A 14093-nucleotide genomic window follows, 5' to 3' on the forward strand; every position below is an offset into this window, starting at 1 on the left:
ACTTCCAAGTCTACCATACTATTTGATATTGTTGTTCATCCTTGTTTTGCTAGACAACTTTAATGACACTCCGATTTTCAACTTTTCTACGTGCTGCAATTTCCGCTAACGTCATTTTACCCGAAATCATACATAAACTATATCGTTAATCGACATTCGAGTAGTACCACATCCTTAAACTGAACAATAGTAAAAGGCAAACCCCGATGTGAGGTTTGCCTTTTGACGTGTATATTATTGTGCAATGGCTTCCAATGAATGAACGACCATTTTTGCAGCATGTGCTCGCGTTGTGGGATGGTTTGGCATGAATTTGCCATTGTCTCCCGTTGCGATATTCATTTGATAAAGACCTGCTATTGCCCACTGTGTGTCTTTTGAGAACTTCTGAATATCTGTAAACGGTGCAGCCACTGTTGGAGTGAAAGGCTTTCCAGTTGCTACTTCATACGTTCGGCTAAGTACCAATGCCAACTGCGCACGCGTAATGGGCTTGTTTGGCATGAAGTGACCATTGACTCCATTTACTAAATCATGATCGTAAGCCGCTTGAATATCCATCTTGGTGCTGTCCGCGTAATCTGCTAAATCAGTAAATGCCCATTTTGTGCTTTTAGGTTTTAAATCTAGCGCACGGACAATGATTGAAATAGCTTGTGCACGTGTCAGTGATGCGTCCGGTCGGAAAGTGTGGTCTGCATAGCCACTAACAATACCTTTCTGTGCTGCCATTTCGATTACTTCTTTAGCCCAATGATTTGTGATATCTGTAAACACCATGGTTGGCTCTTTATCTACTGTGTATTTAGTATTCAAGTGTTGTATGCTCCTCGTGCCGTTCTGATTAACGGCTTGAACAGAGAAGTGATACTCCTTATTCGGCTCAAGATCTGTAATTTCATAGGACAATACAGGAGACATCACTTCGCCTACCATTTTATCACCAGCAAAGACTTGATACGTCGAGACCATTCCCGTATCAATAACCGGTTTCCAGTTTAACTCTACTGTTGTCGCATTTTTGGCTGTGACAGTAAGCGCATCTTTGGCAAACCATGAATAGTTCTCCATCAATGATTTATGGAAAGCCTCCATCACTACTTTGTAGCCCGCTTGACTTAAATGAATATTTTTAGGATTAGGCAGGTACGTATAAGGATCCTCGGCAATTTTCTTTGATGTCTCTACAAACTGTGCTGTAGTGCCTGTCATGCCTTTTTTAATCGCGTCATTTAACGCTATGACGAGCTGATTCACTACGGGTTGGTTTTGTGGACTCAAGTAAGGGAATGGATTGTAATAGCCCATCACATATACTTGTGCAGCCGGGTTCAGTTGATAAATTTTAGCCAAGATCTTTTGCGTATTCATCCCGACTTTCATTATAGCTGCCTGTAATTCCTCTGGGTTGAATTGCGGTGTGCCTTTGTCATCAAACGTAAACTTTGGCAACACATCATTTGCGCCAATTGTTAACGTAATGAGATCTGCTTCTTTCACCGATTGATGAAGGCTAGCTGTTTTATCAGAATGTCCGATCCCTACAATCGGCTTCGTGACATCCATCTCAAAATCCCTTAAGACATCGTCTGTTTTATAGCCTGGGTACGAAAACCCTTTATTGCTAGCTTGCAATACTTCACTTGTAGCCAGTTCCTCTGCTAAAAAGTCTGTATAGCCTTTACCTAGTTCGTTATTCGGTGTGACACCCGCCGCTAATGAATCCCCAAGCGCTAAATAATTAATAGGTGAAATCCACGTAGGTGCTTTTTCAGGATCTGCAGCAGACGCTTGTAACGGCAGGATAGCCATTTGCAAAACTAAGGCAAATGCCAACACAACATAGCTATACGACTTTTTGGTCATTATACATACCACCTTTCTATTTTCAGATTATTGTAATTTTAATAATAGTCGCTAGCTTGCCAGTTTGTCAAATCTCAGTTCGAACGTCCCACAGTTCTGGAAAAAAGCGATGATCAAGTACAGATTTTAGATAATGAACACCCGAAGAGCCGCCTGTACCTTTCTTAAAACCAATAATGCGCTCCACTGTTTTCATATGCCTAAAGCGCCATTGTTGATGGCTGTCTTCGATATCCACTAGCTTTTCTGCCAATTGATACAAATCCCAATTTTGATCTACATTGCGATAGACTTCAAGCCATGCAGCCGCAACACTCGGATCTCCTTCGTAAGTAATTGAAAAATCACGTGTTAGTAAGTTCGTATTGATAGCAAAGCCTGCACGTGCCAACGCTTGAATAGCTACATCGTAAATTCCTGGTGCTTGATACGCTTTCGCTAATCTCGCTGACAGCTCGGGATCCTTTTCATAGATTTTAATAATATGTGGTTGCTTATAACCTAAAGCAAACTCAATCAAACGATTTTGATAGGATTGGAACCCTGAGGCCTTACCTAAACTGTCCCGAAATTCCATGTACTCGGCAGGTGTCAACGTAGCTAGTACATCCCACGCTTGAATAATTTGAGTCTGAACTTTCGAGACGCGAGCAAGCATTTTGAACGCTTCCGGTAACTCATCTTGCTGAATTGATTCGATTGCTGATTCCAACTCATGTAAAATCAGCTTCATCCACAATTCATTTACTTGATGAATCACGATGAAAAGCATTTCATCATGATGTCCTGACAAACGTTCTTGGCTCGATAGCACCTTATCTAAATGTAAATACTCACCGTACGTCATCGATTCACGAAAATCGGTGTGAATTCCCTTCTCCTTCATGGCTGCAACCTCCTCACGACTGCACGGACGGGACTTCCATCCGCATCTTCTAGTGCCAATGGTAATGCAACTAATTCATAATATCCTTCTTCCAATGAATGCAATACTAGATTCTCGATGATGATCACATCATTGCGATATAACGAATGGTGACCAGGTAGATCTTTACTAGTCTCTGAATCAACAGATGGCATATCCACACCAATTAGACGTATACCCCGCTCTTTCAATAACGGTCCGACATCCTCTCCGATAACCGTGAAGTTCTCAGGAAACTTCGTTGATGTTGGATGACTCCCGGTTTTCAATAATAAGCGTTCTGCGCCTCCGAAATCAAACGGCTCCAAGTCTGCCTTTGTCACACAGCTAACTCCTGTCACATCTACCAAACAAGCTTTGCCAATATACAAATCCACTGGTAAATCCAAGATTTTCAAGCCATCATCATCATAATGGAAAGGTGCATCCGTATGCGTGCCGATATGCGTACTCATCGTTAATTTGCCGATATTAACGGAACCGGATTGCTCTTTCGTTACGGCTACTTCATAGGAAAACGGTGTGTCGCCAGGCCACTCCGCAATACGTTGATTCAAAGGTTGTGTAATATCGATCCACTGATTCGTCATGCAATCACCCCGCGCTCATTCGGAAACTGTTTATATAGATCTTCTTGCATAATCTTTTTGAGGATTTGTACTGTTTGCCAAATGTCTTCGAATGAATTATACAATGCAACTGGTGCTAATCTAATACCATCAGGTGCACGGAAGTCTGGAACGACGCCTTGTGCTTTCAATGCTTGACAGATTCTTGCTGCTTCCTTGTGCTGTAGCAATAAGTGGCCTCCACGCGTATCATCTAGTGGATTCCCAATACCAAAAGAATACGCACCTAGTTCATCCTCTATACAACTCAACATAAAGCTTGTCAGTTTCAATGACTTTTTACGGATTCCCTCCATTCCAAGCTCCTCGAACATTTCGAGTGAACCGAGTAGCGGAGCCAGGCTCAATATATGCGGTGTGCCTATTTGGTATGCACCTGCATCTGTTGCAGGCGTCATTCTATGATTCATATCAAATTGCTTCATCTTATCGGAGCCGAACCATCCTGCAAGTCCTGCTTCTATACCAAAATGTCTTTCGTTGACGAATAAACCGCCAACGGATCCAGGTCCGCCATTCAAGTGTTTATATGTACACCAAAAAGCGAAATCTACGTCCCAATCGTGAAGTGCATGCGTTACAGATCCAACCGAATGCGATAAATCGAATCCAATTGGAATATCTCTTTCTCTTGCCGCTTGCGTAAGCATTTTCATATCTAGTACTTGACCACTACGATATAAAACGGATGGCAGTACAATCAATGCGACATCCTCCGTCATGGCATTAATGATTTGGTTTTCATCCAACGTCAGACCATCTTCACTTTTCACACGAACCAGATGCTCTTCCGGATCCAGGCCTTGTACACGAATCTGACTTTGTAACGCATAAATATCTGACGGAAAATTTAATTCATCCGCTAGTATTTTCATTCGTTTCTTCGAAGGTCGATAAAATGTAGAAATCATTTGATGTAGATTCGTCGTAGTGGAACCTGTCGCAATCACTTCGGATTTTTTACCTCCCACTAGTGGTGCCATTCTTCCACCTATTTGTTCTGCCATGTAAAACCACGGATGCGTTCCCTCCGTCCAGCCATCAATTGCAAGTGTCTTCCAAGCGTCTAACAGTTCGAATAACTTTTTCTCTGCACGCTTTGATAATAATCCAAGTGAATTACCATCCATGTAGATTTTCTCTAACGGTAAATAAAATTCTTCTCTGTAAGATGCTAGTAAATCTTGCTGATCTAATGTTTTTGCGTACTCTAATGTATTGGAGTTCATATATATTCTCCTTTCTAACTGTACATAAATAATACCATACTGGCTTTATATGTAGTCTGAATAATGGCATGACCTCCCGCGACATTCTATACTAGACTTTATTGAAAAGGAGGCTTTCATCACTATGGAAACATTTACAGAACAGGCCGTGGCAATCATTCAGGCTATTCCTCCAGGTCGTGTGATGACCTATGGACAAGTGGCCGCAGAAGCAGGCAACCCTCGGGGCGCAAGACAAATCTCACGCATTTTACATTCGATGAGTGCTAAATATGAATTGCCTTGGCATCGCATCATTAATGCACAAGGCGGGATCTCTACTCCGGAAAATGCAGAAGGTAAAGGCGAGACGCAACGTGAACGATTGCTCGCGGAAGGTGTTCAATTCAACGAAAATGGTCGTGTCTCTCTCGATACGTATCGCTGGCACCCTGATTGAAAGGAAGTATGTTAATGAGCGGTTAGTACATCGTTATGATCACTTAGGCAAGCTAATAGAGCGTTCACGGGAGTTAATAGAGCGCCCGTGAAGTATCATAGAGCGGTGGAAGATGAACTATGCTCGCTTAATCTAATTAATGAGCGCAAAGGCTGTTTTCCTTCAATTTCAACACAAAAAATCGCTTGGCATCTAATGTGCCAAGCGTTATCTGTATCTATACTTGTAATAAACTCAAAAACTTTTTTGTACGCTCATGTTTTGGATAGTTGAAGATCTCAGCTGGCGCACCGCGTTCTACAATGACACCCTGATCAATAAAGATTACTTCATCGGCAACTTCCTTAGCGAACCTCATTTCATGCGTTACAACAGCCATCGTCATACCTTCATGCGCTAGATCCTTCATAACTCGAAGTACCTCGCCAACAAGTTCAGGATCCAGAGCAGATGTCGGTTCATCGAATAACATGACTTTCGGATCCATCGCAAGCGCTCGTGCAATCGCAACACGCTGTTGCTGACCACCCGAAAGTTGGAAAGAATACTTGTCTTTATGTTCAGCCAACCCTACTTTATCAAGTAACAGTTCTGCCTTCTTCACAGCTTCCTTACGCGATAGTCCTTTGACTGTAGTAAGTCCTTCTGTTACATTGCCTGTCGTTGTTAGATGAGGAAACAGATTATAGCTTTGAAATACCATTCCCGTCAATCGTCGGAATGCACTGATAGATTTTTTAGAGACCGCCGAATTAAAGTCTAACTTCTGCCCATCTATAGACAGCACCCCACTATTCGGTGTTTCAAGCACATTCAAACAACGTAACAACGTAGATTTACCAGAACCCGAAGGCCCAATTATCACGACCACTTTTCCCTGTTCGATTTCTAAATCTACATTTTTTATCACTTCTTGTGATCCGAAAGACTTTTTCAGTCCTTGTATAGAAATCATGATAATCCCCCCGTCTTACCGACAACACGATCCAGGCGTATTTCAATTCTTCCTTGAATAATCGACAAGATGAAACAAATCACCCAATATACAAGAGCTGCCATGACATAGACGAATAAAAACTCATAGTTCATGGAGGCAATTTCTTGCGCCCGTCTGAATGTCTCAGCTACTAAAATCGTAGCTGCGAGAGACGTATCTTTTACCAGTCCAATAAAGGAATTCGAAAGCGGTGGCACAGAAACTCTGGCTGCTTGTGGTAAAACAATCTTCCGCAATGCCTGCGAGTAATTCATTCCAATAGAATATGCTGCTTCCCACTGTCCTTTAGGAATGGACAGTATTGCCGCTCGAATGATTTCCGAGGCATAGGCACCAACATTCAGTGAAAATCCTATGATCGCGGACGGGAAAGGATCAATGGTAATTCCGATTGTTGGCAAACCGTAGAATATGATAAATAATTGTACAAGCAAAGGCGTTCCACGGATGATTGATACATACACCCGCGCTATTGCCCGCAAGAATTTACTAGATGAAATTCTTGCCAAGGCAGTAAATATTGCAATGATCAATCCAATACTAAATGCGATGATTGCTAAGGGAATCGTATACTTAATAGCCCCTTCAATCAAAGGCCCGATGGATGTTGATGCGATTTCCTGGAATCTCTGTATCCGTTCGGGACTTAGCGCAATCGTATTAAGATACATCTTCGCCGAACCATTTTTCGGAAATCGTCTTCAATGTACCGTCTTCACGCATCGCATCCAACGCTTTGTTTATTTCCTCTATTAAGTCCTCATTGCCTTGTCTGAATAAAAAAGCGCTCTCCGATTGATTATCTTTGGAGATTTCTTCTTCTTCTACAATTTTAATAGGCGCATCAGGTTTTTGCTTCAAGTAATCGAGTGCAGAAAGTTTGTCATTGTACGTACCATCTACTCGTTTAGAAATGACTAAGTCGACGCCTTGGTTGAAACCGTCAATCTTTATAATTTCCGCACCAAAAGCTTTCGCTAGTTCACCGTAGTTACTTGTCAATGTCTGCGCAGCTTTTTTTCCTTCCATTCCATCAAACGCAATATCAGAGTCTTCACGAACAACTAAAACAGAATTCGAGTGCGTATATGCTTGAGAGAATTCATACTTTGCTTTGCGCTCTTCATTAATACCGACTTGGTTGGCAATCATGTCAAACCGTTTTGCATCTAATCCTGCGAAAACAGCATCCCACTGTGTTTCAAAAAACTTTGCTTCCACCCCTAGACGTTTAGCCACTTCTTGTGTAACTTCTACATCATAGCCTGTGAGCTTTCCCGATTCATCATGAAAAGAGAAAGGTGCGTATGTTCCTTCCGTTCCTACATTGAGCACACCGGTTGCGAGTACATCTTCAAGCAGACCGTCTTGCTCTGTTGGTTTTTCAGCGGAGTCGTTAGGCTTACTTTCTTCTTTGCCGCCACATGCTACCAAAAAAGCAGCCAATAAAACGATCATAAATGGTATAAGTACTTTCTTCATTTATAAAACCCCACTATTCTTATAAGTATTTGTTGTTTAGAATCATAAAAGATTGTGTAGACTCTGTCAACATCTAAATCTTATATCGTATGTTATTACACTATACAGAATTCATCATCAAAACTAAATACTTCTTTCTTAAAATAGTAAAATAATAATATGATCCCTTACACGTTTTAATTATCTAAAGAAAGGGCATACAATCGCTATACTACTAACTTAGGGGTTGGATCACATGGATCAAGGATATGAGAACACACGAAGGAAATTAAATAAAACATTGAAGCCATCATGGGTTTTCGCAATCGCACTCGGCTCGTCTGTTGGTTGGGGCGCGTTCATCTTACCAGGAGATTGGATTCAATCTTCCGGACCACTTGGCGCAGTCATTGGATTAGGAATTGGAGCACTCGTGATGATGATCATCGCCTCCAGCTATGGCGTAATGATCAAGAAGTTTCCGGTTTCTGGAGGCGGATTTACATATGCTTTTGTGGCGGCGGGTAAAATATGGGCGTTTATTTGCGGCTGGTTCTTGTCACTCGGATATATATCAATTGTCGCATTGAATGCTTCTGCACTCACTTTATTACTGAAGTTTTTAGCGCCTGGATTTATGAAACAAGGGTTTCTGTATAACGTTGCGGGGTGGGACGTCTACATACCCGAAATACTCATTGCCAGTTTAGTGATTTTAGTATTTGCGTTTATTAACACGACAGGAACGAGTATTTCAGGTCGGATTCAATTTTATTTCAGCGTCTTACTCGTTGCTGGTGTCCTAGTACTCGGTATCTTCACATTCGCTGGGGCCGAACAACCACTTGCGAATATGCAACCTTTGTTTAAAGGTAACCAGTCCATTATTACTTCTATACTTGTAGTATTGGCGATTGCACCATGGGCATACGTTGGATTTGATAATGTGCCACAAGCCGCGGAAGAATTTAACTTCTCTCCCCGTAAAGCAACTATGCTAATTGTAGCTTCTCTTTTCACTTCATTCATAATCTATGCAATCATGATTGGCTTAACTAGCTGGACATACCCTGCATCAGCAAGTATCGGAAGCGGTGATTTATGGATAACAGGTGATGTGGTTCAATCCGCACTAGGGGTTGGAGGATTAGCTGTTATGGCAGTGGCGATTGTCATGGGCATCTTCACTGGTTTGAATGGATTCTTCATGTCTTCTAGTCGTCTATTATTCTCTATGGCGCGCGCACGTGCGTTACCTAACTTCTTCCGTGGGATGACAGCTAACCAAACGCCTAAATGGGGGATTTGGTTCGTAGCATTCATTACATTGCCGACACCATGGTTTGGTCGTCAAGCATTGACATGGATCGTTGACATGTCTTCAACGGGCGTATCCGTAGCCTACTTCTTCACTTGTCTCGCAGCATTTAAAGTACTTGCTTTTGGCAAAGAAGAAATGGGACGCGAAATTGCACCATTAAAAAAGTTCTTGGCATTACTAGGTATGGTGGCGAGTGGGTCATTCTTGGCATTATTACTTGTGCCAAACTCTCCAGCAACACTCACAACTCCTTCATACATACTGTTATTCGCTTGGACAATCGTTGGAGTAGTCTTCTATACGGCTATCCGCAAGCGTTATAACAGCCTAACGCAAGAAGAAACCGAGTATTACGTATTAGGTAAATCCATCGAATCAGAAGTGATGGATACAGCGCCTACAAAACAAAATTCAGATCTGACAATTCCACATGCCACTCGTTCGTAGACATACTAGATAATAGGACCGCCACAAATCTACACTGCTTGTGGCGGTCCTTTCTTACGATTATATAGCAGGTGAAGGATGTACGTATCATTAGCTTCAGATCAACAGTGCTATTCCACCTACTCTTTCCTTTCCTCACGGTAAAAAGCAGGGAACTTAACGCTCACTGCTTTCGCTACGTACAGTCTTATAGAAGTCCAATCCACTGCCAGTATGTCGCACTAAATAACAAGATTAGTAAGTAACCGATAATCGTAAGGGGAACACCCGTCTTTAAGAAGTCCTTCACCGAGAAAGCACCGGTTCCATATGCCAACATATTCTGCGGAGCACTAACAGGCAACAAAAACCCGAAACTGATGACGAACTGCTGAATCAAAACAAATCCAACTTCATTGACATCAAGTGAAATAGTCGTTGCTAAAGCAATAAATATCGGAATCAGTGCAGATGATAAACTCGTTGCACTGGCAAATCCGAGGTGAATCAAGATATTAAATAGCGACAGTAAAGCAATCGTTGCGAGCAATGGCATAGTGTCTAAGCCCATTGCACCGAACACTTTATCAGACAGCCACTGTGCACCTGTTGTATCTAATAATAGTGTGCCCAGTGAGATACCTACAGCGAAGACGACGATCGTTCCCCACGGAATCATTTGTTGAACAGTTTTCCAGTCAAATACACCAATCTTTGGCGTCAGTAAAATCGCAATGGCAACTATAGTGACAGTCGTTGTATCAAATGGATGCAGTTTTTCTTCTGTTGCCCACAAGAATAGTAAAGCAACTGCAACGACAATCAAGCGGAGTTCGGAAGCTTTAATTTTGCCTAGTTCTTTTAATTGGCCTTGAATCAATTCCTTACCGCCTTCTACTACTTGCGTTTCCGGTTTAATAACCAACTTCATGATGAAGTATAAAGCGATTGACATGAGAATAGACCATGGAGCAGCATACAAGAACCATGAACTCCAGGCAACCGATACACCGAACTCCTTCTCAATAAAGCCAAGCGCCACCATATTCTGTGCAGCGCCCGTCTTAATGCCAACGTTCCAGATTGAAACGGATTGAACAGCCGTGATGACGAGCAAAGCTCCCAATCGACTGTTTGTTGGTAACCCGAATGCAGCGACCATACCAAGCAAAATCGGTACGACCGCACCGGCACGCGCAGTTGCACTTGGTACGAAGAATGCTAAGACGATGGATACGACGATGGAACCAAAGATAATCGCTCCGGTCTTGACGCCTACTTTCGAAAGGATGTACAGCGCTAAGCGTTTATGCAAATTGGTTGTCTGCATAGCCGTTGCGAGGAACAACGCTGCCGCTACTAGTGCTACAGCGGGACTCGAGAACCCGGCCAACGCCATTCTCAAGGCATTTTGCGTTCCTAGCAGTTCCCCAGGGTTTTCCATATTTGGTGAGAGGCCGAGGAGCACTGCGGCTAACCCAAGAATCATGGCTGCGCTGACAGGGTACGGTACGGCTTCTGTTACCCATAGGATAACTGCGAATGCTAAGATAGCAAGTGCTCTTTGGCCGACTACAGGGAGATCTGCAGGGTTAGGGAGTAAAACGATGGTTAGGAGTGTAGCGAATGCTAAGAGTATCCACACTCCATTAAGATTGCGTTTTTTCTTCTCAGGTCGACGCGAATCTTCTTGTGTCGTTGTCACAAGTGTTCATTCCTTTCTAGATGTAGTTATTTTTTCATCATACCCAAAATGTTTTACAATTAACTGTATTCGCGAAATATGTTAGAGCGATATTGAACTACATTGTAATAAAGCGGCTTTAGGAAGCAGATCACTTTTTAGACAATTAACTGCTTAGTAATTCTTTCGTTTTACATTCTTTAAAATGATTTTACTTTTCGGGATGCTCGGAATGTCGACGAGACTGTAGCTCAAATCCTGCTTTGGCACATCAAATGTCATACGGTTCGCAAAGTAATCCAAACTCACTTTCATCACTTCAATTGTCGCCCACTCTCCTGCACAACGGTGGTTAAGGACGAACTCTCCCCCACCCTGTGGTATGAGATTATATGGGGTGATCGGCTCTTCCTTAAATCGCATCGGATTAAACACTTCGGGATTATTCCATATAGATGGATCATGATTCGTTCCATAAAAGTCGAGCATCGTTAGCGTTCCTTTTTTAAATGTATAACCTTCCCACGTAAAGTCTTTTTTCACACGTGCAGCATTGAACGGGAAGAAGGGATAGAGTCTGCGTACTTCCTGAACGAAGTCTTGCAAATCTTTTTCATCGCCTGAAGCCAATCTCTTATGCTCTTGTGGATGCTGAATGATTGCGTGTACTTCAAATGCAATATAGATAGAGATTGCCACAATCGGACGAATGATGTTCAATACTTCTACAGCAGCTATTCTTTCCTTCAGCAACTCATTATTTTCATCTCGGTGAAAGGCAAAGACTTTCATAGCTGTCCCTTCAAAAGGAATCAAATCACCTTTTCGAACGGATTTAATAAGACCACCAAGCCATGTCTCCAATACCTGCCGTGCTTTCTTCGCTTTCCACTGCTTATAACCGAGCGTGACAGGTGATTCAAAAAGTTGAATAATTGCCTCCTTTTTCTCTTGTACTTCTTTTTCTTTTAACGGAACGCCCGCCCACTGACAGGCTAAGCGCAGAAGTAATTCCTGTGCCTCTTTATAGACATTCACTTCCTGTTGCTTTTCAAAGTCGCTTAGCTTACGCTCCCATTGACCCCTCGCCATTTCTTTCAACTGATTGATTTTATCTGCAGACATGAGTGACATAAATGCTTCTTTACGATGCTGATGCGCGGCTCCGTCAAGTGATTGTACGCCGCCTTCACCTGTTAATGTTTCTTGGAAGCGCTTCGGCATAGCACCTTTTCGAATAAACTTCTCTGTATCATAAAAGAGCTCTGCAGCTTTTTCTCCTGACAGGCAAATGACTTTTTCACCAAGTACATGCGTTTCAAATATATTGGATTGCAACCCTTTTCTACGATTACGTAAAAATTGGTACCCTTCACGAATCATATTTGCCGTCTGGCTTTTCCCTTCTACTTTTGGTATTGTCCTGTTCTCTTGCATGAACGGTCACTTCCTTTTCAAATACTTTCTATAGCTTTACCCTGTTCGGCTTGCATGTAATCGGTCTATTCCTCTATTGACATATCTTTCTGACGTGATAAAATTCAAAACGATAACTTTCTATGTATGTAATGAGTGATCTATTTTATAATGAATCAATATCATCCATATTTTCATTCGCAACAGCAAAGAGACAGAGCGGAGTACTCCTTCGTCCTTTAAGGGGATGACAGGAGTTTTTCTACATTTACAGGAGGTCATAAGCATGTTTCCAATTAAGGCAATTCATACGCCAACCGTTAAAGCGTCGGTCATACTAACAGTGCTAATTGTGGTAATGATTAGTAGCAGTATCGTAGTATTCGAATCCGTACCACATGTACCTATTTTATTTGCTATTCTTTTATTATTTGGCTATGGATTATGGAAGAAGATCTCTTACAGAGAGTTAGAACGTGGGTTGGTAGAAGGTGCGAGTTCCGGAATGAGCGCGGTGTTCTTGTTTTTCTTCATCGGGGTTCTTGTGAGTAGCTGGATGATGGGCGGGACGATTCCTACCTTGATCTATGCCGGACTCCAAATCATTACTCCCACTTTTTTCTATGCCATCGTGTTCATCGTCACAGCCATTATCGGCTTATCTGTCGGTAGTTCATTGACAACCGTTGCCACAATTGGCGTGGCGTTCATCAGTATGGCGCATATTTTGGAACTTTCTTTGCCAATTGCGGCAGGTGCAATTGTCTCGGGGGCATTCTTTGGTGATAAGATGTCACCGTTGTCTGATACGACCAACTTGGCCTCTTCAATTGTTGGTGTAGATTTATTTGAACATATCCGAAATATGGGATGGACAACATTTCCCGCATTCTTTATCTCACTTATCTTATTTGGTGTATTATCACCAAACGTGACATCTAGTGATTTTACGACAATCGAGAAATACAGTGATGCACTCATGGGTACGAACTTGATACATTGGTATACGCTGATCCCTGTTGTAGTGCTAATCATTTTGACATTCGTTAAGGTACCGGCTATTCTCACACTGGCTGTCAGTGCATTGTCTGCCATTGTCATTGCATATATTCATACCTTTTATGGAGTTTCCGAAGTATTGAGTATTTTATTTAGCGGTTATGAAGGGTCTACAGGTGTCGCTGTCGTCGATGAATTGCTGTCTCGCAGCGATGGAATGGAAGGCATGATGTTCACGATCTCACTTGTTTTGCTCGCACTTAGTATGGGCGGTATGCTGTTCTCATTAGGTATTGTGCAATGCTTACTTGCAAAAATTGAAAGTGTGTTACGTAAAGTGTCATCAGTTATTTTGACGTCTGCACTTACCGCCATTGGCATTAACGTATTAATTGGCGAACAATATTTGTCTATCTTATTGACAGGCCAGGCCTTCCAATCCAGCTACGAAAAGGTCGGACTGGCAAATAAAAATTTGAGGCGTGTAATGGAAGATGCCGGAACTGTCATTAATCCTCTTGTTCCGTGGAGTGTAGCAGGAATTTTCATCACTACTGTGCTGGATGTTCCCACGATCGCTTATTTACCCTTTGCATTTTTCTGTTTATTAAGCCCGATTTTGACTGTACTATTTGGTTATTTAGGGAAGACCCTAACACGCATTTAATTTTAGTTACGACAGGACCATATCATCTTGTTGC

At 42.2% G+C, this 14093-nt stretch carries 12 protein-coding genes; 3 read left to right on the forward strand and 9 right to left on the reverse strand.

The genetic code is table 11. From position 1 onward, the window contains the following. Nucleotides 1–234: 234 nt before the first annotated feature. From CSV77_RS08485 to kynU, 4 genes are all read right to left on the reverse strand, one after another. The gene (locus CSV77_RS08485) at nucleotides 235–1866 is read right to left on the reverse strand and encodes an S-layer homology domain-containing protein (protein WP_099673044.1); all 1632 of its coding nucleotides are present in this window, start codon (nucleotides 1864–1866) and stop codon (nucleotides 235–237) included. A gap of 67 nt (nucleotides 1867–1933) precedes the next feature. After that, nucleotides 1934–2752, reverse strand: a complete 819-nt coding sequence (kynA, locus tag CSV77_RS08490) for a tryptophan 2,3-dioxygenase (protein ID WP_099673045.1) — start codon at nucleotides 2750–2752, stop codon at nucleotides 1934–1936. Continuing rightward, the gene (kynB, locus tag CSV77_RS08495) at nucleotides 2749–3381 is read right to left on the reverse strand and encodes an arylformamidase (RefSeq protein WP_099673046.1); all 633 of its coding nucleotides are present in this window, start codon (nucleotides 3379–3381) and stop codon (nucleotides 2749–2751) included. Before kynB ends, kynA begins: the two co-directional genes overlap by 4 nt. Further along, nucleotides 3378–4649, reverse strand: coding sequence for a kynureninase (gene kynU / locus CSV77_RS08500; RefSeq protein WP_099673047.1), 1272 nt, complete (start codon nucleotides 4647–4649; stop codon nucleotides 3378–3380). Before kynU ends, kynB begins: the two co-directional genes overlap by 4 nt. 124 nt (nucleotides 4650–4773) lie before the next feature. Between kynU and CSV77_RS08505 the strand changes: the two genes are divergently transcribed. Beyond that, nucleotides 4774–5088 (forward strand): MGMT family protein, encoded by a 315-nt coding sequence (locus CSV77_RS08505; RefSeq protein ID WP_099673048.1) that lies wholly within the window; start codon nucleotides 4774–4776, stop codon nucleotides 5086–5088. A 217-nt stretch (nucleotides 5089–5305) separates the two neighbouring features. Here the strand turns inward: CSV77_RS08505 and CSV77_RS08510 are convergent, their stop codons facing one another. Genes CSV77_RS08510 through CSV77_RS08520 form a run of 3 tightly spaced genes read right to left on the reverse strand, consistent with a single transcriptional unit; the run spans nucleotide 5306 to nucleotide 7567 of the window. Then, a complete protein-coding gene (locus tag CSV77_RS08510) occupies nucleotides 5306–6043 on the reverse strand; it encodes an amino acid ABC transporter ATP-binding protein (RefSeq protein WP_099673049.1) in 738 nt (245 codons plus the stop codon). Then, the gene (locus CSV77_RS08515; protein ID WP_099630461.1) at nucleotides 6040–6756 is read right to left on the reverse strand and encodes an amino acid ABC transporter permease; all 717 of its coding nucleotides are present in this window, start codon (nucleotides 6754–6756) and stop codon (nucleotides 6040–6042) included. The genes CSV77_RS08510 and CSV77_RS08515 overlap by 4 nt, the downstream gene beginning before the upstream one ends. Beyond that, nucleotides 6746–7567: an amino acid ABC transporter substrate-binding protein gene (locus CSV77_RS08520; RefSeq protein WP_099673050.1), complete on the reverse strand. Its 822-nt coding sequence runs from the start codon at nucleotides 7565–7567 to the stop codon at nucleotides 6746–6748. The genes CSV77_RS08515 and CSV77_RS08520 overlap by 11 nt, the downstream gene beginning before the upstream one ends. 235 nt (nucleotides 7568–7802) lie before the next feature. Here CSV77_RS08520 and CSV77_RS08525 point away from each other — a divergent pair, with 235 nt between their 5' ends. Next, on the forward strand, nucleotides 7803–9314 hold the full coding sequence (locus CSV77_RS08525; protein ID WP_099673051.1) for an APC family permease: 1512 nt from the start codon (nucleotides 7803–7805) through the stop codon (nucleotides 9312–9314). A gap of 187 nt (nucleotides 9315–9501) precedes the next feature. Here the strand turns inward: CSV77_RS08525 and CSV77_RS08530 are convergent, their stop codons facing one another. Together CSV77_RS08530 and CSV77_RS08535 are read right to left on the reverse strand one after the other, a co-directional pair. Beyond that, a complete protein-coding gene (locus tag CSV77_RS08530) occupies nucleotides 9502–10998 on the reverse strand; it encodes a DASS family sodium-coupled anion symporter (protein ID WP_199203725.1) in 1497 nt (498 codons plus the stop codon). Between the two features lie 153 nt (nucleotides 10999–11151). Beyond that, entirely contained in the window at nucleotides 11152–12414 is a 1263-nt protein-coding gene (locus tag CSV77_RS08535) for a cytochrome P450 (RefSeq protein ID WP_099673052.1), read from the reverse strand. 265 nt (nucleotides 12415–12679) lie between these two features. Here CSV77_RS08535 and nhaC point away from each other — a divergent pair, with 265 nt between their 5' ends. Beyond that, entirely contained in the window at nucleotides 12680–14059 is a 1380-nt protein-coding gene (gene nhaC, locus CSV77_RS08540) for a Na+/H+ antiporter NhaC (RefSeq protein WP_233212199.1), read from the forward strand. The last annotated feature ends 34 nt before the right edge of the window (nucleotides 14060–14093 follow it).

The organism is Sporosarcina sp. P16b, assembly GCF_002743065.1.
Taxonomy (GTDB): domain Bacteria; phylum Bacillota; class Bacilli; order Bacillales_A; family Planococcaceae; genus Sporosarcina.